The sequence below is a fragment of the Clostridium sp. LS genome, from assembly GCF_002760435.1.
Classification (GTDB): Bacteria; Bacillota; Clostridia; order Clostridiales; family Clostridiaceae; genus Clostridium.
Genome location: NZ_AUUU01000039.1, coordinates 46,466 through 65,891, shown reverse-complemented (window position 1 = coordinate 65,891; position 19,426 = coordinate 46,466). Strand labels below are relative to the sequence as shown.

At 31.0% G+C, this 19,426-nt stretch carries 23 protein-coding genes and 1 riboswitch; of the genes, 2 read left to right on the top strand and 21 right to left on the bottom strand.

The window, feature by feature from the left end:
- Positions 1-37: 37 nt before the first annotated feature.
- The 21 genes from COL3_RS29290 to COL3_RS09875 all read right to left on the bottom strand — a co-directional run bounded on the left by COL3_RS29290 (position 38) and on the right by COL3_RS09875 (position 17,282).
- On the bottom strand, positions 38-544 hold the full coding sequence (locus tag COL3_RS29290) for a hypothetical protein (protein WP_008424403.1): 507 nt from the start codon (positions 542-544) through the stop codon (positions 38-40).
- Positions 545-573: 29 nt separating this feature from the next.
- Positions 574-897 carry a hypothetical protein gene (locus COL3_RS29285; protein ID WP_008424402.1) on the bottom strand — a complete coding sequence of 108 codons (324 nt, stop codon included), beginning with the start codon at positions 895-897 and terminating at the stop codon, positions 574-576.
- Positions 898-1,357: 460 nt separating this feature from the next.
- Positions 1,358-2,077, bottom strand: a complete 720-nt coding sequence (locus COL3_RS09960; RefSeq protein WP_008424399.1) for an SDR family NAD(P)-dependent oxidoreductase — start codon at positions 2,075-2,077, stop codon at positions 1,358-1,360.
- Between the two features lie 495 nt (positions 2,078-2,572).
- Positions 2,573-2,863 carry a retropepsin-like aspartic protease gene (locus COL3_RS09955; RefSeq protein WP_008424397.1) on the bottom strand — a complete coding sequence of 97 codons (291 nt, stop codon included), beginning with the start codon at positions 2,861-2,863 and terminating at the stop codon, positions 2,573-2,575.
- On the bottom strand, positions 2,856-3,239 hold the full coding sequence (locus tag COL3_RS09950; protein WP_008424395.1) for a hypothetical protein: 384 nt from the start codon (positions 3,237-3,239) through the stop codon (positions 2,856-2,858). Before COL3_RS09950 ends, COL3_RS09955 begins: the two co-directional genes overlap by 8 nt.
- Positions 3,240-3,310: 71 nt before the next feature.
- On the bottom strand, positions 3,311-3,919 hold the full coding sequence (locus COL3_RS09945; RefSeq protein ID WP_008424393.1) for a hypothetical protein: 609 nt from the start codon (positions 3,917-3,919) through the stop codon (positions 3,311-3,313).
- Between the two features lie 207 nt (positions 3,920-4,126).
- Positions 4,127-4,405 (bottom strand): barstar family protein, encoded by a 279-nt coding sequence (locus tag COL3_RS09940; RefSeq protein WP_008424392.1) that lies wholly within the window; start codon positions 4,403-4,405, stop codon positions 4,127-4,129.
- Positions 4,406-4,432: 27 nt separating this feature from the next.
- Entirely contained in the window at positions 4,433-4,954 is a 522-nt protein-coding gene (locus tag COL3_RS09935; protein ID WP_008424390.1) for a ribonuclease domain-containing protein, read from the bottom strand.
- Positions 4,955-5,565: 611 nt separating this feature from the next.
- On the bottom strand, positions 5,566-7,068 hold the full coding sequence (locus tag COL3_RS09930; RefSeq protein WP_242982121.1) for a sucrose-6-phosphate hydrolase: 1,503 nt from the start codon (positions 7,066-7,068) through the stop codon (positions 5,566-5,568).
- Between the two features lie 10 nt (positions 7,069-7,078).
- A complete protein-coding gene (locus COL3_RS09925) occupies positions 7,079-8,494 on the bottom strand; it encodes a PTS transporter subunit EIIC (RefSeq protein WP_008424385.1) in 1,416 nt (471 codons plus the stop codon).
- Between the two features lie 174 nt (positions 8,495-8,668).
- On the bottom strand, positions 8,669-9,655 hold the full coding sequence (locus COL3_RS09920) for a LacI family DNA-binding transcriptional regulator (protein WP_008424384.1): 987 nt from the start codon (positions 9,653-9,655) through the stop codon (positions 8,669-8,671).
- A 952-nt stretch (positions 9,656-10,607) separates the two neighbouring features.
- The gene (locus COL3_RS09915) at positions 10,608-11,264 is read right to left on the bottom strand and encodes a radical SAM protein (RefSeq protein WP_008424382.1); all 657 of its coding nucleotides are present in this window, start codon (positions 11,262-11,264) and stop codon (positions 10,608-10,610) included.
- Positions 11,265-11,279: 15 nt separating this feature from the next.
- Positions 11,280-11,987 (bottom strand): B3/4 domain-containing protein, encoded by a 708-nt coding sequence (locus COL3_RS09910; protein WP_008424380.1) that lies wholly within the window; start codon positions 11,985-11,987, stop codon positions 11,280-11,282.
- Between the two features lie 237 nt (positions 11,988-12,224).
- Positions 12,225-12,653 carry an EamA family transporter gene (locus COL3_RS09905; RefSeq protein WP_008424378.1) on the bottom strand — a complete coding sequence of 143 codons (429 nt, stop codon included), beginning with the start codon at positions 12,651-12,653 and terminating at the stop codon, positions 12,225-12,227.
- A gap of 85 nt (positions 12,654-12,738) precedes the next feature.
- A riboswitch (guanidine-I (ykkC/yxkD leader) is annotated at positions 12,739-12,834 on the bottom strand.
- Between the two features lie 115 nt (positions 12,835-12,949).
- Positions 12,950-13,852, bottom strand: coding sequence for an EamA family transporter RarD (gene rarD, locus COL3_RS09900; RefSeq protein ID WP_008424376.1), 903 nt, complete (start codon positions 13,850-13,852; stop codon positions 12,950-12,952).
- A gap of 118 nt (positions 13,853-13,970) precedes the next feature.
- Complete coding sequence (locus COL3_RS09895) at positions 13,971-14,288, bottom strand: hypothetical protein (protein WP_008424374.1); 318 nt, start codon at positions 14,286-14,288, stop codon at positions 13,971-13,973.
- Between the two features lie 36 nt (positions 14,289-14,324).
- Positions 14,325-15,176 (bottom strand): alpha/beta hydrolase, encoded by an 852-nt coding sequence (locus COL3_RS09890; RefSeq protein WP_008424372.1) that lies wholly within the window; start codon positions 15,174-15,176, stop codon positions 14,325-14,327.
- Between the two features lie 91 nt (positions 15,177-15,267).
- Positions 15,268-15,765, bottom strand: a complete 498-nt coding sequence (locus tag COL3_RS09885) for an HD domain-containing protein (RefSeq protein ID WP_008424370.1) — start codon at positions 15,763-15,765, stop codon at positions 15,268-15,270.
- A 204-nt stretch (positions 15,766-15,969) separates the two neighbouring features.
- Entirely contained in the window at positions 15,970-16,155 is a 186-nt protein-coding gene (locus tag COL3_RS29280) for a hypothetical protein (protein WP_242982120.1), read from the bottom strand.
- 226 nt (positions 16,156-16,381) lie between these two features.
- Positions 16,382-16,693: a hypothetical protein gene (locus tag COL3_RS29275; RefSeq protein WP_008424368.1), complete on the bottom strand. Its 312-nt coding sequence runs from the start codon at positions 16,691-16,693 to the stop codon at positions 16,382-16,384.
- A 139-nt stretch (positions 16,694-16,832) separates the two neighbouring features.
- Positions 16,833-17,282 (bottom strand): pyridoxamine 5'-phosphate oxidase family protein, encoded by a 450-nt coding sequence (locus COL3_RS09875; protein ID WP_008424365.1) that lies wholly within the window; start codon positions 17,280-17,282, stop codon positions 16,833-16,835.
- 287 nt (positions 17,283-17,569) lie between these two features.
- Here COL3_RS09875 and COL3_RS09870 point away from each other — a divergent pair, with 287 nt between their 5' ends.
- Together COL3_RS09870 and COL3_RS09865 are read left to right on the top strand one after the other, a co-directional pair.
- On the top strand, positions 17,570-18,442 hold the full coding sequence (locus COL3_RS09870; RefSeq protein ID WP_008424363.1) for a LysR family transcriptional regulator: 873 nt from the start codon (positions 17,570-17,572) through the stop codon (positions 18,440-18,442).
- Between the two features lie 553 nt (positions 18,443-18,995).
- Positions 18,996-19,247, top strand: coding sequence for a hypothetical protein (locus COL3_RS09865; RefSeq protein WP_008424362.1), 252 nt, complete (start codon positions 18,996-18,998; stop codon positions 19,245-19,247).
- The last annotated feature ends 179 nt before the right edge of the window (positions 19,248-19,426 follow it).

The following is a 19,426-nucleotide window of genomic DNA, read 5'->3' as shown; positions in this document are numbered from 1 at the left end:
TACTGATATTGCAATAATATTTTGAAAAAACTCTATATTATAATCCTTGAAGCCAATTTTCACAAAGTTTTGGCCAGATTGCTACCGTAGGTTCATCCTCACCTAATCCTAAACCATGGGGACCTTTGGAGAATATATGTAAATCAAATGGTAGATTTAGCTCATTTAGAGCTTGAGCAAAAAGTAAGTTTTGGCGCTGAAAATTCCAGTGATCGGTCGCTGTAATCCATAGAAAAGTCGGTGGTGTTTTCGCTGTAACATGTTTATGATTTGAAGTAAAGTCTATAAATTCATCCACTGTAATATCTTTTGTTAATAGAGAATCTGGCGGCAATTTTTCCTTAGAAAAGGGGGATGTCTCAGCATAACATAAAATGATCGCATTAAGTTTAGAACTCGTTTGATCAATCGGATCGTTAAAATCTGGTTCTCCCAAAAGCATCGCCATAATTTGCGCATTTCGACTATCCGGTTCTATAATTCCGTTATCAAAACGAGTTCCTACAAAAGCGGTGAGATAACCACCAGCTGAAAATCCTATCATGCCGATCCGTTCCGGATCAATATTAAATTCTAGGCATGATACCGAATATACCTAACCGCTCGTACTGCATCTTTGGTTGACGTAAATGGAGTAAAAGGAGCAACCCGATAATTTAAAACAAAAGCATTTATTCCTATTTGATTTAGCCATTTTGCAATTGGTTTTCCTTCATTAGACGCTCTAAATTGAAATGATCCACCCGGGCAAACAATAATTGCAGGGCGGAGTTTCTCCCCTTTTAATAAATAAGGGGTCAGAGTAGGTAACCCTTCGTTATTCAAGTCCCCAATAGTAGAAGTTAAGTCGGCATCAGGAACATTTTTTTCCCAAAGTTTTATATCTTTTAATCCCATCGATATTCTCCTCCCATTTTAATCTGAGGCTCGGATGACCGCGGCCTTTCGCGATATATCATATGACGGTTTGCATTGATCACTTCCCGTATTTTGATAAGAAAATTATACCACCTAGTAGATGCAATCAGATACCTCAAAAATCATTGAGAAATAAGAATGAGCCAAGATTAAAATATAATTGGTGGGTTTATTGCCATCTTTGGTAACCTCCAAAAAGTGTTCAACTATATATCTGTATTTTATTTCCTTTGATAAATATACGCAATCATCCTTTATTTTTTATTTTCTATATTAGATCAGTCATATCTTCTTCTTCAATTGAAATATTTTGTGGATTCTCTAGTTCATAATTTGATAATTCATTAAAAATGTCTTTATTTAAAAAAGAAACTTCATAGATTGTAAAACAAGCTCATATCAGATTTGCTACTCCGATATGAGCGTATTGTTTAATTTCTTAAAATAATCCGCAGTTGTAATCAGCAACAGCACCGTTATAATTTATAACCTCGCCATTATGATTTTTGCCATCAAGGATTATGTCTGTTATTAACTTACCAGCTTCCTGCGCTGTCTTCATGTGTGGTCCTGTCGCGTTGCCATTTAAATCAGTTGTTGTTCCACCGGGCATGATACCAAAAATCTCAAGTGATTTTCCAGCTTGTTGGAAATTCAAACCGAGGGTTTGTGTCATGGCATTTAGTGCCGCCTTGCTCGATTTATAGGAAAATGGATTAAAGTAAGGTGTCATGCCGATAGGAATTGTGATATTCACAATGCGCCCGCCATTTTTCTCAAGTGTAGGTAATAACTGTCGAATGAGTTCGAATGGCCCAAATACATTTGTTTCCATGACACTTCTCAATTCATCCAACGTAAATTCATAGCCTGGTTTTCTCATGTCACCTGGAATAGCTGCATTATTGATTAATATGTCAAGATCAGAATGCTGTGATTTAATTGTGTTTACAGCTTCTATAATAGTTTCTTGATTCTGCAAATCAATATTTATATAAGCTGCTTTAATGCCTTCACTAAGAAGTTCATTAACCGCTTCAAGTCCGCGTTTTTCATCTCGTGATCCTATTAACACAGTCCACCCGTTTTTTCCCATTTCATGTGCTATTTGTTTACCAATCCCTTTGTTCGCTCCTGTGATAAAAACTTTCTTTGCCATATCTTAGCCTCCTCATCTTTTCTTTGTTTCATTTACATTTTTATTAACTACTTGAATATGAACTTTTATGTGTTATTTACTAATGTTATCACCTAGAGTTATGTCTAAGTCAAGTGTTTTTACAAAATTATATATTATTCTCAACATTATTCTTTAACAGAGCCTAATTTTTTGCCTATTCATCTATAAACAAATACGCAAAACCTATAATCCCTAGTTCTGCGTATTTATTGTCCCCCATATAAGCAAAAATCCCTCAAATCTGAAGTTTGAGGGAACATAAAACACACTTGTAAATATTAAGAAAACCCGCTAAACCTTTGATACCAAGCTATTTCTTTACTATCCTAACAACTGTCTCAACGTGAGGAGTATCGGCAAACATATTTATTTTTCGTCATCACTTCTCCTATATACTTTCATTTTCTCTAAATCAATAATTGCACCAACTTGCTTTAAAAAATCTATTCCGATTATTCTATCAATATCCAATCCTTAATCCATGATTCCTATTTCTACTTTTACATCTCTATTGCATAAATTACCAAGCTTAGCTTCATCAATTATTTTCTTATATACAAACTCACTTCCACCTACACCATGTATAGTTTCAATTGAATCATTCATATCTATAGTTATATTAATTTCTTCTACCCTATCCATTTTTAATAATGTGCCTCCAGAACCTGTATCTATAAGAACATTATTTAATATAAGTATTCTATTATTATGAATTATTTCTATCTTACAAAATGGCAATCCATATTTAAATTCTAAATCAACCATTTATTCTTACTCCTATCCAAGCTCTTTCCTCTATCTCTAAAGTTTCATGTGTTGTATTATACACATAATATTCTTTTTGCTTGTTTTCTTTATGATAAATTGCATAATCCTTTAATGCTTCGCTTCCTTTATCATAACTTTTAATTACTGCCAAATCAGTTACAATTCTTTTTCCTGCTTCTGAATACGCATAAATAGCTTCAAATAGTATCCACTTATTTTTATAAACTTTTCTTGCATCACTATACTTCATGGTAATTACTCCTTCCGCTAAAGGTATCTCACGTTCTTCATTATCATTATCTTTTAGTATTTCATTTGCTATCTCGACATTATCTAACCTCATTATACTATCTTCTGCTTCTTTACGATTCATGGACAGTTCCTAAAGAATAAAAAAGAATCTTAACAATGTTCTTTTGCATTATTAAAATTCTTTTTACATAATTATAATATTTTAACCTTGAATTTATCCTTGTCATTTACTATTTTAATATTTAAATTATTTAATAATTTATCCAAACTTTTTATTTGGTTAATATATTTTTTATTATTTTTTTCAATTACCTTTTCTATCATTTTAATTATAGCTTCTTTTTCTTCAGCTTCTAATCTAATTCTTTTACATATATATTCTCTGTTAATGTGAATTAATGTAGTCCAAATTTGTTCTTCTACTATATTATTAATATTCATTATAACCCAAGTAAAATCTTTTCTTCTATCTTTTGCAGGGTATGCCTCCCTAAAGAATTTTATAAAGGCACTCTCTTCTTTAGGCTCCTTTTCAACTACATATTTGCCAAACTGATTTTTTAATTCATTCTGAAGATACATAATAGTGTTCGGTTTAACTTTATCTGACATCTTCTCAATATTATCATAGATAAAATTATAAGTATCTTGAATCTTTTCTGGGTCAGCTTCACCCTTTTTTAGTATCCTTGCAATATCTATATATTCTAAAATGTTCTTCTTACAATTTAATTCTTTGTTATATAAATTTTGCCATATTTCTTCTGCACTTAAATTTTCTAAGCTTAAGTTTTCTTCCATGCTTACACTCCTTGGTATATTTTAAGATAGTATATATTAAAATAATCGTACTTGCAAAAATATTTTTAATAAATTGTTATAAAGGTACGCGATAATTTTATCACAATAAAATAAAAGGAGCAATTTTAATAAATAATATTTTGAAATTTTATTTTATAAGAACCACATACCCTTTAAAATTAAACATTAATGTTTCTTTATTAATTATTAATTATTAATTATTATATTAAGTTTTCCTCCAGTAAATTTTTCAGCTTCATTAAAAATTTCCAAGGTATTTTCAGCATAATCACCTAATAAGTCCTTACTTTTTTGAAAATCAACCCATTCAATTATAACTGGCAATTGAATATCAGCAGTTAGACAATCCCAAAGTGCATCTAAGTTTTCACCGTAATGAGCAGGAAGTTTTAATTCCTGTTTTAAAATTTGGTGTAAAATATTTTTATCAGTAAGCTTACTGCCTTGTATTACTACTTTATTCAAACTATTCACATCCTTTTAAATAAAAAACTATTTTCCTTTATACAAAACTTTAAATGTTTTGTAATGATCTGAGGTAGAGTAAATTAATCCATCATTTGAATAAAGAATCCTATCATCTCCGCGATGTCCTCCATTATAGTTAATATCGCACTCATACCAAATTCTGTTAGCAGCATCTGGGAGAGATTTTTCAGCATTCTTAAAAATATCTCCTCCTATGCTTTTACCTGGTGCTACTTTGCTAAGATCGTCTCCCGGCTTCCATCCAAGTTTATCAGCTTGTGCTTTTGTTATAAAATTTTCAGGCAAAGTTCCATTTTTATGTATATAATCTGCAACGCCTTGAAAATCATTAATTATTATTTTATTTTTTGAATCTCCATTTTGGCCAGAATCCATTTTTTTATCTTCTGATTTTGTAGTTTCCACAGGGTTATCCTGCTGCTTATTTACAGCAGCTTTATTTGTTGCTGTACATCCAAATAAACTTATGAACATAAGTAAAAGTATAAAAACAGCAGAAATTTTCCGTATAAATAATTTTTTCATTTTTCATCCTCCATCTAACAAAACCTCTTATACCCTAATATTATATCCCAAGTAGAAAAAATATTAAACATAGCAAATTCAATGTTTATTCTATTTTCTTCTTTATTTCGAGCTTACCTAACCTATCTTTAAATTATGTTTTGATACGTTAAATCTAAATATAACTTTTTCTAAATATGGGCTCATATCAAACAATCTTACCTCTCCATTTTCGAAAGTTAATAAGAACACTTTAAAAAACAAGTCAAAATTGATATTGGGAAAGAATTAAAGGATATGGAAAATTTTTTAGAGCAAATCAACAAATTGTTTCTATAAAATAACATACCCATAAAAATCTAAGCTTTAAATTTTAGTATTTTTTATTGTAGTGCTACCCCGTAAAAACAAATAAACACGACCACCTGTAATCAGCTATTTAAGCCGCATACAAATGGTCGTGGATTTTATGGTGGAGGCGAAGCGTGACTTCTGAAATCCACCAAACAAATTTTTAACTATACTACTTTTAAACTAATTATAAGATTTCTATAAATTATCTGTTAATTTTAATATATTTACTTAATTACTTTGCATCTAAAATTTTATTTAGTAATATCCTATTTTATCTTTTATTTTATAGAAGCCTTTAGTGTACTTTTACTGCACTCATATTTAATTTCATAATCACCAAACAATTCTATATTAGTGGAATTATCTAATGGAAAAGCTCTTGTTGTCATAACTACTTCCCCCCCATTTATAAATATTTCAACAATACTATTATCCACCAAAATTTCCAATTCTATTGTATCTTTAAAATTGCACTCAGCTTGTCTTATCATTCCATAGTCTTCAGCAAATTTATTATTTAGTTGACTCCTATCTAATTTAACCTTTTGATTTTCTTTATCAAATTCAATAATTAATTTTTCTTCATTTGATGAAAATAAATTAAATCCAAATTTATTTGCTTTTTCAATATTTAATATCGCTTTAAGATGGTAGGTATTATTTCCACTTTTAATCACTTTTTTGCCTTCAAAAGCACCTTTATCAAGAGTTGTTTTTTCTTTTAATAACTCAAGTGCACTGCTTGGATTTTGAATTAAAATTCCATTTTTTAAATTTAATCTTCTAGGGAATGTTAAACAATGTGCCCACATATTTTTGTCGGTAGGGTATTTAAATTCTCCTTGACCAGCCCATGCAAACATAATTTTCCCCTCATTTTTATCACTAAAACTTTGAGTTGCATAAAAATCAAATCCTCTATCTAACTCTTGGCAACTTTCCACGCTAAATGTTAAATTTCCTATATCTAACGTTCCAATTGTATACACAACATTAAAAATATTGTTATATCTATCTCCTTCTGGCTTTAATCCTTGCGGAGAAAATATCATTACATCTTTTCCATCAATATTTACATAATCAGGGCATTCCCACATATAAGTCTCTTCATCATCGAAATTTAACATTTTTAATTCTCCAAGTAAATTCCAATCGAAACCATCATTTGATTTATACATAATAAATGTTCCTGTTCTATTTACTCGTTGTGCTCCAAGTATCATATAATAGATACCATTCTTTTTAAATACCTTTGGATCCCGCACATGTCCTGTATATCCATCTGGTATATGAGAAATCACAGGATTTTTTTCATATTTCTTAATTTCTCCATGCTTATTCATAATAGCTAAACATTGGGTTGCGCTTCTTCTTTCTTCATCATATTTTATGTTACCAGTATAATATAGGTATAAATCTTCTCCTACTTTAATAGAATTACCTGAATATGCTCCATGAGATTCATATGATTCTATAGGGACAAGCGCCACTGATTGCCTTGTCCAATTTGCCAAATCAGTTGATTCTAAATGTGCCCAATGTTTCATTCCATGTATAACACCAAATGGATACCATTGATGAAACACATGATATTTTCCATTATAATACGCTAGTCCATTAGGATCATTTAACAAACCACATTCTGGATGTATATGATATATAGGTTTCCAAGGATCATTAACAGATTTACTTTTTAAAATTTCTAATTCTTTTTCTGTTGCTTCAAATATTGTTTTATATTTAGGATCTTTATACATGTTTATACCTTTTTCCTTTACCAATTTTAATTAATTACTTTTTTAATTTTCCGTATACAATAGTAAATATACAACCTGAAACTAATGCAACTATATGTGCTATTATATAATTTACATGTCCATTATTTTCAGCTGCAACTATAGTAAGTCCAGGTATAGCTGTTGCTCCAAAGCCTACTGCTGCAATTTTAGTAAGATACACAACTGCACCTCCTAAAGCCCCTCCTAAACAACCTGCTATTAAAGGAAATTTATTTTTTAAAGTCACACCGAAAATTGCTGGTTCTGATATTCCAAAAAGTATAGATCCAAAAGCCGAAATACAAATTTGCTTTGCTTTATTATCTTTCCAATTTAAAGCTAAGAATCCTAATACTGCTCCACCTTGACCTATTAATGCTACTGACATTAACGGCATAATGAAGTTTCTTCCAGTATCTGCTATTAACTGTGCCTCAACTGCTCCTATAACATGGTGCAATCCTGTTATTACTATGATTTGTTGAATTCCTGCAAATAACATATATCCAAATATACCTAAATTATTGGCTGACCATAGTAATGATGATGTAACTAAATAAGCTAATCCACGACCAAGTGGCCCTATTATTGTAAATAACAAGAATGTTGATATTATTACTGTTAATATTGGAGCACAGAATAATTTAATCATATCAGGAATTTTTTTATTAAAGAACTTGTCTAATTGTGCTGTAACAAAGCCTATCATTAAGGCAATTATAATACCACCTTGAAATCCAACTAATTGTACATTAAGACCAAATAAATTAATTACTTCTGGTTTAGCTGATCCATTTGCAGCAGCATATGCATTTGCAAGATCTGGATGTATCATTATTGCACCTATAACTAGCCCTAATACTGGAGAGCCACCATATCTCTTAGTTGATGAATATGCAACCAATAATGGTAATATAGTAAATATACCTGTAGATGAAATTTGAATAAATCTATTAAATCCTGCTAATGTTGGATACACTTCAATTACTGATTGTCCTCCAAATATGCCCTTTTGACTTAACAATGATGTTATCCCCATTAATAATGCTGCAGCTAATAATCCAGGAATAATATCTACAAAAACATCTGATAAAGATTTTATTGACCTTTGAAACATGTTTTGTTTTTTTGCACTAGTAGCTTTTGCATCACCTAAAGACATCTTTTTTGTTCCACTAGTTTCTGCAAATACATCATAAACATCATTTACTGTTCCTGCACCAAAAATTATCTGTAATTGATCCCCTGCTATAAAAACACCTTTTACTAAATCAATCCTTTCAATCTCTTTAATATTTGCTTTATCATTATCCTCTAATACAATTCTAAGTCTGGTAGCACAATGAGCTACACCTTGTATATTGTCTCTCCCTCCAATATTACCCAGTAATTCCTCTGAAATGCTTTTATACTTTTCAATATTTTTCATTATTACTCCTCCTATCCTTTTCAGTAGAACCGGTTCCCACTTGATAACATTATCATAGCACATCATTTTTCATAACACAAGTCTTTTAGAAAACATTTTCATTTTCAAAAATAAAAATAAGTACTGTAATGTCATGTGCGCCCACTATATTACAGTACTTAATCTTTGTTTATTCTATATACTTTTCACACTATTTCCTTCTAAAAAACGAAATCCTATGACTTGCATTATAGGAACTGGTTCCCCTTCTGTCATTTTAATAATGGTATCAGCCGATATTTTTCCAACTTCATCATTATTAAATCTAATAGTAGTAAGCTCCATACTTCCTATATTGCACATATCGTATCCGCCAAAACCTACTACAGATATGTCATCTTTAACTTTTTTACCCAATTTAACAATTGCTCTGCACGCTCCTAGTGCAATTTTATCAGTTGCGCAAATTATAGCTGTTGGATTATATTCTTTTAATATATCAACTGCTATTTTTTCCGAACTATCCGCACTGAATTCTGTAATTGCCTCTCTAATTTCAATTACCCCATTTTCTTTTAATTTATCTAAAACCCCTTTTTTTCGTTGTACTCCAACAGCTATATCCGATTCAGTTACTCCCATGTACAATATTTTTTTATGATTATGAAGCGCAATATATTCTCCAATTTTAGACCCAGCATTATAGTCATCATTAATTATCGAATTTGCATTTTCACAGTGCTGTCCCACAATTAAAATTGGAATATTTAATCGCTTTATTATATCCTTATGCTTCTTTGTTATTTCAGTAGCTACTAATATAATTCCATCAACTTTCAGTCTAACCAAATTTTCTAATTTTTCAATTTCCAGCTCTTTTTTTAGACTAGTATTTAATATTAATGAATTATATTCTTTTTCTCTTAATCTATCATCAATTGCCATTAATACCCTAGATGTTACCATTGAATCTAAACACGGTGCAACAACACCAATAAATTTTGTCCTTTTTGCTTTTAAACTTTGTGCAAACGCATTGGGTTGATAATTGTTTTCCTCTATTACTTTCTTTAATTTTGCTTTTGTTTCCTCGCTAACTTTTCCGCCATTCAAATATCTTGAAACAGTACTTTTAGCAACTCCTGCTATCTCTGCAATATTGTTAATTGTTATCTTACTCATAATAACCTCTAAAACTTATTATTAAAATAAATCACTTTCTTATTTAAATATAATAAAATGTATATTCATTCACATATTAATTTTACATTTTATTATAACACAAATGCATTTTTTATTCACTCGATATATGCTCAATGCTTCCCATGCAATAAAAAGTATACATTACATAAGTATTTCTCAATATACAGTTATAAAAATACTTTTATAGCGAAACAAAACCGAAAAATTAGTAATAATATACATGCGAAATATAAGTTTTATTATTATTTCCTACACTACTTCTTCTATCTATAAATTAAAATAACCCACAAAATCCAAATTGTAGATTTTTAGATTTTTGTGGGTTTGATTGCCGCACTACCCGTGACAATAAAAAACCACGACTACCTGTAAGTAGCTATTCAAGCCGCATACAAATAATCGTGGATTTTATGGTGGAGGCGAACCGTATCGTATCAAATGTACAATTTCTATTAGTGATTATAGGCATAACAGATGATTATGATGGCAATAGGGATAAGTTCCTATTGCCATTTAATTGTCATGAGCAATTTCAATATTTATACCATAAAGGTTATCATTATCCCACTTATCATATCATACAATATAATACTATACGATCTTCTATATCATTTTTATGCAATTAGTTAACTAAATGAAATAAGATTTTAGGTATAATAATTGCAAAATAAAAGTTAGATCCCTCAAGGTAATTATATGTCTTTAGTTTATGTTTCCACATACAGCCTGTGTTTCGATAGAAAGATGATACTAATACGCATTAATATTGACTTTTCATAAAGAAGTACCCCCTTAGGTATAGTGGGGCGGTAGAATTTTGTTAGTTTATACTATTACGCAATAAACAATTTAGACTAATTAGCTCTTTATATCTATTATACATTCACCGGCAGATATATTGTAGTAATAAGAATATTATATATCAGCATTACTAAATATTTAGTAACTCCTTTGAAATATCTTCAAATCTTTCATCGTCCATTCTTGCAATAATTATCTTGTCAGGAGCTATTTCCTTAATAATATTTTTTAACTTCTGAATGGATTTTTCATCATCGTTATAGCCCTTAATGATAGTAATTTCAAATATAAATTTCCCCTTGTATTGTTTATTAAAGGAAACCATGTTTGAAATGTATTCTTCTATTGTATACCCATCAGTTGGCCTTTGGATTTTTTGAAAATCTTCTTCAGTTATTGTTTTTATCTCTCCAATAACTTCATCACACCTATTGGCTATTTCTATATATTCATCTTTACCTAGCAAATATCCATTAGAAAACAGCCTTACAGGTAAGCCTTTGTCTTTGATTAAGTCAATAATATCACCAATTTTATCATTAACAAAGGCTTCTCCTTTTGAGTTAATAAAAATTAATTCCGCTTCAGTATTTTCTATCATACTTTCTAACTCTTTTAATGAACTATCCATTTCATCAAATGACTTCTGGGTATCCACCTTATTTTGCGACCTTCCAATAGGACAAAATATGCAGTCAAAGTTACAATGCTTTTCTGGAAGTATGTTCACTTCCAGTATCCTTCTTCCATCTTCAATGTAAATATCTTTATAACTGAAACCACCCATCACTTTATCCTCCAATTATTCTATTGTTACTTCATTATTGTTAATATCAAGAATTGAAATCTTACATGTTCCACCTAAATTATCTTGTACCGTTTTCGCTAAATCTTTTAAAGCATTCTCAAACTCTTCTAATCTTTTTTCATCAACTAATTCAATGCACAAAAAAGCGTTCTTTGTATTTTCAGTGAGCATCGTTCTTACTGATTCACGCCAATTCCAGCACCTGCAAATTGCTCCCTCATTATCTTTATATACTATTTCACCTTCATAGGGTGGTTCACCTTTATCTGTTCCTAATGTAATAAAATTTTCATTTCCAACTGCCTTAGTCAACCTTATATCACCGGCGAATGTATCTATATCCTCGCCACCACAGGGCAAAGCATATCTTAATGAAATACTGTTATAAATATCAACTATGGAATTAATAGTCCCTAAATTGTTTCCATTATGCACTCGCTTTAGTAATGCCTCAATAGATGACCTTGCGCCCTTCTTTGTTTTAAATTTTTGAAATGTTTCTCTCCATACTTTTATTACTTCGTTACTGCTAAATTCTGCATTCTGCAAGTATTTTAAGGCTTCCTTTTCTGCCTCTAAAAGCGTTTCTTTATATTTTTTTTCATCCTTTATAGAGTTATCTATGCCATTACAGATAACAACTCCTATCCTAGCATTTGGAAATAAGCTCCAAAAATCATCTTCAACTACAAAATTCTTCATTATTTTCCTCCTACTCGTATAATTTGATTATTGATATCTATTAACCAGTCTGTACAACTGACCTTTAAAAACTTTATAAATTTATCTGTAAGTTACTAATATGAATACCTTGTCCAAAAAGCATACATTTAAATATAGTTTAGTGTTGCCTTTTTCAGGATAAATTATCAAAAATTATTTTTAAATCCCCTCTTGCCATTACACCATCTGTCTTATCCTACTCGACTTCTATAACTATTATCTTTTGGAAACAAGTATTAAGCCAGTTATACATAATAGAGCACCTGAAATAGTAGTAAAGGAAATTTTTTCTTTATATAGCAATATTCCTACAGGAATAAGTAAAAGTGCTACCAAAGTATTTGATAAAAGGCTAGCTACACTTATATTCCAACCCACTCTATATGACAATAAAAAGCCCAATTCTAAACCTACTACAGCAATTCCTAATATAAAACTTGTCCAATTTGCAGCTCTAAGTGACTCGATTAAGCTTGTTTTAGGAACAAAAATAAAGAAAGATACAATAGATACAACTAAGGCACAAGCATAAGTAACAATTAATCCAGCAATAGGATTTAGAATTGATGGCGTTGATTTTTGACATATATGATAAAATAAACTAGATAAAACTACTAACAATATTGAAAAGTACTGTAATTTCACAAATGTCACTCCTAACTTTTCTAATTTTGTAGCATCATTCTAAAATAAATAAAAACAAAAAAGCCTAAGGAAATATTTTCAAAATATCTCCCAGGCTTTTATCCTTCCGTGTACACAGTTTCCTGTGCGTCTTCTCTCGGACCAGCCAGTTATAGACTGCGGAACCCTAGAAAACTAAACTATATAAACTTTTTTTGTAATTTATAAGTTGCAACTTATAAATCTACTTTATCATAGTAGTAGATTTAAATCAACTTAATATTTATTCTTCGACTATATAAAATATTTACTTAATTCTAGCTAACCTGTTTTATGTAGTTTTTGCTTCTAACCCCTCTCATCTGTGAAATGGAATATATAGCTAGTGCAGCCCATATAAAACAAAAACCTATCATATCCACTGCTGTAAAACCTTCATGATACACAAAAATTCCAATAAGTAAACTTATAGTTGGTGAAATATATTGAGTGAAGCCAAGTACTGACATAGGGAGTCTTCTTGCTCCACTTGCAAAAAGCAGTAATGGGACTGCTGTAACTACACCAGCACCTATAAGCAGAATAATTACTGCTACACCCTCCTTCTGAAATGCACCCACTCCACTAAACTGTCTTGCTGCTATATATGCTAACGCAGCTGGAGTTAGCATAGTTGTTTCAAGCGTCAGTCCTACTATAGAATTAGCCTTAATTGACTTCTTTGTTGCACTGTATAAGGCGAAAGAAATAGCCAGTCCTAAGGAAATCCAGGGAATTTTACCATACTGCAGAGTTTTGATTATGACACCAATATATGCAATAAAAAGTGCCCCTCCCTGCGAAAAACTTAGCTTTTCCTTAAAAATTACAACTCCCAGAGCCACTGCAAATAATGGATTTATATAATACCCTAGGCTTGCGTCTACAATCTTATCTGAGTTAACAGCCCAAATATATAGCCCCCAGTTAAACGCAATCAAAATTGATGCAATAAAGATATAAAGCATTTGTTTCTTATCCTTTGCTATAAGCTTCAACTTTTCCCATTGTTTTGTCACTCCAATAATTACAATTGTAAAAACAAAGGCCCACACTATTCTATTAGATAAAATCTCCATTGAGAACACACTATCTATTAACTTCCAGTATACGGGTAAAATCCCCCATAATGTATATGCAGCAACTGCATATATTACCCCGATAGTCTTTTCGCTACGCATTTACCTTCCCCCCTTCTTCAATAACTATTTTTCACCTTTCAAAATATACATACTATCTACTAACTCTAATCTACTGTTGAAAAGCCACCCTATAAGTATATCCTTAACTATCATACTCTTACTTAATAGTGTTTGGGTCTAATGTAATATGAACATAAACGTCATCGCAATCTTTCACAGGAAGCCAGTATCTGATTTTTCCTTCTGCTGACTTTACGGCTTGACCGTTTTTAGTAGAAAGTACTTTATTTGCCTTGCAATCTTTATGTAATTCAGGAGCTCCAACTTTAGAACATAGAGTTCCAATTTCAAAGCCAGACTTACGAGCAATTTTATTTGCAGCTAGTACAGTTCTATTCTTATGAATCAATCTAGCATTCCCTGGAAAACTGTCCCACATCATATAAAAAGCTTCTATAATTTTTTCATCAACCATTTTAATTCCTCCAATAAATAAAATAAATATATGAATCTAATGTATGCCTTTTAAGAAATTTAAAATTAATTCACCGATTTCACCTGCATGTGTTTCCAGTGCAAAATGTCCAGTATTTAATAAATGAATCTCAGCATTAGGTAAATCTTTCTTAAAAGCTTTAGCTCCCTCTGGAATAAATGAAACATCATTTTTCCCCCAAACTGCTAATAATGGTGGTTGATATTCTCGAAGATACTGTTGAAATTGTGGGTACATCTTAACATTATTTTGATAATCAAATATTAAATCTAATTGTTTTTCATCATTTTCAGGTCGAGACATATATGCAATATCAAGAGTATAACCATCTGGAGAAACTTTGTTACTCTGCGTTCCATCAATATATTGATGTATAATTGTGTCTTGCGCAAAAGCTACTCTATAACTTTCTCTTTTTTCTTTTGTTGGATTATGCCAATATTCTTCTCGAGCAGCCCACTTTTCTCCCAAACCTTCATGATAAACATTTCCGTTTTGACTGATTATTGCAGTTACGCGCTCTGGATGATGCATAGCTAAACGAAAACCAATGGGGGCCCCATAATCAAAAACATAAAGTGAATACTTCGTAAGCCCTAGCAGCTCAACAAAAGCTTCAATAACTTTAGTGATATTATCAAATGTATAAGTAAACTCCGATCTATCAGGTGATGATGTATTTCCAAAACCAGGATAATCAGGAGCGATCACATGATATTCATTTTCTAGGATAGGTATTAGCTTTCGGAACATGTGACTTGCGGATGGAAAACCATGAAGCAATAAAATTACTGGTTTATTTGGATCACCAGCCTTACGATAAAATACACTTAAATTCTCTACTTCTATAGAATGATATGTGGTCATATTATTTCCTCCCATTTTTAAATTTTTAATACTCTATCTCATAGAAAATATGATAACTTTCATGATAACTGGAGTACACATAGGTAAACTTTTAATCTATTATCTTAAACATTTGACAACAAAGTTTTCTTCCAGACTCAGTTTTAAAAATTTTCTTGTATGTATTCTGTATGGTCTCTTCATTATTTTGCTTTTCATATAAATTCACAAGGAAATCAGCCTCTACTAAAATCTGATAATCAATCCCATCAATATTTGAATAAGTATGATGATGTGCTACTAAGTAACTTACCCTATCAATTGCCTCTTGCTTAAATCCAAGTCTATTTAACAATTTCTCTGCATAAATAGGTCCCTCTTCTTCCTGAAGCTTACCGTTATATTTTCCGTATTTCTCTATAAATACTTTAATCCCAATATCATGAATAACAGCTGCCACCTCTAAAATTTCCATTTTATCATCTGGAATATTTTCCATGTTGCCAATAAGTTTTGCGAACTCGTATACCTTTATTAAATGTTGAATTAACTTTGGCTCACCAGAATTGAAACTAACCATTTCTAAAATTAAATTATCTATCTTATTCATATTTGCACCTCTTTTCTTATTATTTTGCTTGATTAAATTATATCTTTAAAAAGTTTATTTAGTTATATATACTTAAACCCATTGCTACAATCGTTGGTACCGCAGTTTAGTTCTATATGAAAATTCTGAACTAGCTTTCGAAGCTAAGTCTTCAGCATAAGAGTACAAGAAACAGATCAGAACGAACTGCCTTAATCTTCGCTATTATTTGGTGTCAAATAGTAAACTTGCTAAATGCTTTATTTGTTTTCCGCCAAGCTTGAGTCCTTTGACACAATAGTGACAGTATGCCACCACTTTATCAGTGGTAATATTTTGACAATGTTCCCACATCAACTTTAGTTGCTCTTCATTTGTGCGAGAAATAAATTTTCCCTTTGCATTTTCCATGAATCTTTTCGGTGCTAAATCTAAATTTCATTTCGGAGAGGGTGCGTACAAAGATACGCCGCAGAACTGCGTTTTTTCGTAATTCTCCTCTTGTTCCACAATGTCCACATTCATTTTTCGCAGCAACGCACGAACAGCCTCTTGCTCTGAGCGGTTATCATAGGAACGCCAGCAATCCTGTAATGTCATTTTTTCATGCGAATAATCGAGAAAAGGAAATTCTCTATCATTCAAGATGAGTTCCCACAACGAAAGCCTCTTTACTTCCGGCATCGTTTCCTGAAAAATGGCTGAACAAATATACCATCGTGTTATATGCAGTAAAGTCTTTATAATGAGCAATATCTTTCCATTGAGGCTGCAACCATTTCGGCATAGCAACCGTAAATTCGTCGATCTTGTAGTTGGGGACACAGCACCTTATTATCTGCATATGAAATCGCTGTTTCAAATAATCCTGAATTTTAGCACTCAGTTTTGGTTCCTCTCTTGTAAACACACAGCTTGCTACATAAATATAGTTTTTAACGTCCACCATCCCATTCCTCCCATTCATTATAAATATTATTTTCGTCTTTCTAATCATAATAGTTGTGTAAACCACTAGAGATTAGTTTGTCTCTATAAGTTACATTTAAAGATTTATAATAGTTTAATCTTTTAGTTTTCTATATTCATTAGCCTTTGTATAGTTCATCAAACATCACTCTAAAGAAATCTTTAGTTTTATCCGTTCTATGTTTACTTCGAATGCCTTCAGTAACTATTACTTTAGGAGTTGTGTCACTTTTTACTTCCTCAACTATAAATTCAACTATGCTCATGGCAGAATTACCTTCCATAGGTTCTTTAACAACTCTTGCACTTCCTTTTATGCTAATCGCTATATCAGTACTTTCTATAACTGAAATAAATGCTCTTGCATTATGTTTAATATTTGCTGTGGTTTTATGCATCTTCATTAATGCCAATTTAATAGTTTTGTTGTTAGGAGCCGCCATTAGATGAACAGGCATAGCGTGTGGAAACCCTTCATCTGTAACAGTTGATAAAATAACTGTTGTTAATTCTTTATTAAATAATTCAACAACCTCTTCAGATAATTCATTTCCTATAATTTTACTCATTTAATTCATCCTTCCTTATTCTTAATAAGAGATATCATTTTGTTTAATTGAAAGCATTGGGATAAAGATAAATCTTCCAACTTTCATAGCAATAATTAACGCTAATATTTCATCAATTTGAAATAAAAAACTGATTAATCAAGCTTTTACCTTTTTCAAAAATATAATATATTTAATATTATACATTTATTTAGCTATATGATATAATACGAAAAGCAGATGATTGCCATCTGTAATAAAGATATCAAGATACAAGTAAAAATAATTCATATATGGGGGATAGCTTTATGGATTTACAAGCATTAAAGATTTTTCAGGTGGTTGCTGAGACAGGAAGCATTTCAAAGGCAGCACGAGAACTTAATTATGCACAGTCTAATGTTTCTAATAAAATTCAGCAGTTGGAAGCTTATCTGCAAACTCCTTTGTTTTATAGGCATAATCGAGGTATTACATTATCAGTTAAAGGACAAATGCTGCTTAAATACACTGAGAAAATATTTCACCTTATAGATGAAACTACTTATGCAATGAGAGATGATAATATTCCGAAAGGCCTTTTGTGTATCGGATCTATGGAAACAATTGCAACAGTCCACTTACCAAGGCTGCTTTCAATGTATCATAAAAATTACCCCAACGTAGATCTGACTTTAAAAACAGGAACAACCGAAAAAAATATTAATGAGGTTCTTCAATATAATTTAGATGGAGCCTTTGTGGCAGGACCAATTGACCATCCTGAATTGGTTCAAAAAACAGTTATAGATGAAAAGTTGGTATTCATTACAGATACTTCGCATCCGACAATATCATCTATCAAAGATATTAAAGCTCCAACCTTGTTAGTGTTTCCTACTGGATGTTCTTATCGAAAGAAACTGGAACAGTCGTTGCATAATGAGGGATTGATACCAAATAAAATTATAGAATTTAACTCTCTTGGAGCTATCATTGCCAGTGTATGCTCAGGTTTAGGTATAAGTCTGCTTCCAGCTTCTGTGGTAGAAAAATATGTACAAGCTGGAACTCTAAGATGTCATCCAATTCAAAATTCACATGCAAATGTACCAATAGTATTCATTTATCGAAAAGACAGGTTTATGTCTAAAGCCTTAGTAAAATTTATTGATACATTTAGTGATAAAGAAAATTCTTAGGCTCAATATTATAACACTCCATTAATGGTAAACAAGAGGGGGTACGACAACAAGAAATAGTATCCCTTTATTTTATGACTGAATTGAAATGCAGGCAAATCCTCCAAATGATAATTATCCGGAATCTTTCTTCAAAGAAATATAAAGATTATATAGAGAGGTTATATATTTAAAATATTTCTCTTTTATTTGGAAGCAATTTATTAAAATACTTATATACATAAAAAACTATACATAAAAACTCCCAGCATTAGGCTATATTTATAAAATACTATTTTGTAGTTTCGTGCCCCACCCCTTTAAAATACTAACATGTTTTTAACTATTACGTCATCATTACTAAAATAAAGTACGTCCGGAATATTGACTTATAGAATTTATTTATTGATACTTTTAGAATTATATGATATATTGATTATATCTGAATGACTTTCATTTATACTAGAATAAGTGACATAGAGGAGAGTTATCACCTTTATAAAATTAATAGTATGAAGCGTAGTCGTTCCGTAAATAATTACTTTTAATATTGAATCTATAGGAGGAAGATGTTATGTCGGAAGTCTTAGATTGTAAGCTCAGAGATGTAATTTATTGCATGGTTAATTTCTTTTTCTATCCGGACATACCAAAATCAAGTCGTGACCATTCCACAGATGTTAAAGTTGGAGAAGCTGTATTGTTTTTAGAAGCTTTTTTTGATGAAACAGAGGAAGATGACCCTGAATGGATGATAAAATTTCAAACCAATGGCGGTTGTGTAGGTACAGCTTCAGCATCATATTTTTTAATTAAAGAATATTAGGATAATATAGAAGCATATTTCCTTGAAGTGTATGCAAAACGTCTTGCTAATAAGTTTATATCAATGCTTGATTAAAGCTGAATAATAAAAGAGGATATGAATCATATTTGTGATAATTAATAATTAATTTATACAGGAAAGCAGTTAGGTTTTTAAATGTTTTCCTGTGCAAATTAGTT

Excerpts from the sequence above, each read along its gene's own strand:
- COL3_RS29290 (WP_008424403.1), bottom strand. The coding sequence starts at position 544 with ATGATAGGATTTTCAGCTGGTGGTTATCTCACCGCTTTTGTAGGAACT.
- COL3_RS29285 (WP_008424402.1), bottom strand. The coding sequence starts at position 897 with ATGGGATTAAAAGATATAAAACTTTGGGAAAAAAATGTTCCTGATGCC.
- COL3_RS09960 (WP_008424399.1), bottom strand. The coding sequence starts at position 2,077 with ATGGCAAAGAAAGTTTTTATCACAGGAGCGAACAAAGGGATTGGTAAA.
- COL3_RS09955 (WP_008424397.1), bottom strand. The coding sequence starts at position 2,863 with ATGGTTGATTTAGAATTTAAATATGGATTGCCATTTTGTAAGATAGAA.
- COL3_RS09950 (WP_008424395.1), bottom strand. The coding sequence starts at position 3,239 with ATGAATCGTAAAGAAGCAGAAGATAGTATAATGAGGTTAGATAATGTC.
- COL3_RS09945 (WP_008424393.1), bottom strand. The coding sequence starts at position 3,919 with ATGGAAGAAAACTTAAGCTTAGAAAATTTAAGTGCAGAAGAAATATGG.
- COL3_RS09935 (WP_008424390.1), bottom strand. The coding sequence starts at position 4,954 with ATGAAAAAATTATTTATACGGAAAATTTCTGCTGTTTTTATACTTTTA.
- COL3_RS09925 (WP_008424385.1), bottom strand. The coding sequence starts at position 8,494 with ATGAAAAATATTGAAAAGTATAAAAGCATTTCAGAGGAATTACTGGGT.
- COL3_RS09920 (WP_008424384.1), bottom strand. The coding sequence starts at position 9,655 with ATGAGTAAGATAACAATTAACAATATTGCAGAGATAGCAGGAGTTGCT.
- COL3_RS09915 (WP_008424382.1), bottom strand. The coding sequence starts at position 11,264 with ATGGGTGGTTTCAGTTATAAAGATATTTACATTGAAGATGGAAGAAGG.
- COL3_RS09910 (WP_008424380.1), bottom strand. The coding sequence starts at position 11,987 with ATGAAGAATTTTGTAGTTGAAGATGATTTTTGGAGCTTATTTCCAAAT.
- rarD (WP_008424376.1), bottom strand. The coding sequence starts at position 13,852 with ATGCGTAGCGAAAAGACTATCGGGGTAATATATGCAGTTGCTGCATAT.
- COL3_RS09895 (WP_008424374.1), bottom strand. The coding sequence starts at position 14,288 with ATGGTTGATGAAAAAATTATAGAAGCTTTTTATATGATGTGGGACAGT.
- COL3_RS09890 (WP_008424372.1), bottom strand. The coding sequence starts at position 15,176 with ATGACCACATATCATTCTATAGAAGTAGAGAATTTAAGTGTATTTTAT.
- COL3_RS09885 (WP_008424370.1), bottom strand. The coding sequence starts at position 15,765 with ATGAATAAGATAGATAATTTAATTTTAGAAATGGTTAGTTTCAATTCT.
- COL3_RS29280 (WP_242982120.1), bottom strand. The coding sequence starts at position 16,155 with ATGGAAAATGCAAAGGGAAAATTTATTTCTCGCACAAATGAAGAGCAA.
- COL3_RS29275 (WP_008424368.1), bottom strand. The coding sequence starts at position 16,693 with ATGGTGGACGTTAAAAACTATATTTATGTAGCAAGCTGTGTGTTTACA.
- COL3_RS09875 (WP_008424365.1), bottom strand. The coding sequence starts at position 17,282 with ATGAGTAAAATTATAGGAAATGAATTATCTGAAGAGGTTGTTGAATTA.
- COL3_RS09870 (WP_008424363.1), top strand. The coding sequence starts at position 17,570 with ATGGATTTACAAGCATTAAAGATTTTTCAGGTGGTTGCTGAGACAGGA.
- COL3_RS09865 (WP_008424362.1), top strand. The coding sequence starts at position 18,996 with ATGTCGGAAGTCTTAGATTGTAAGCTCAGAGATGTAATTTATTGCATG.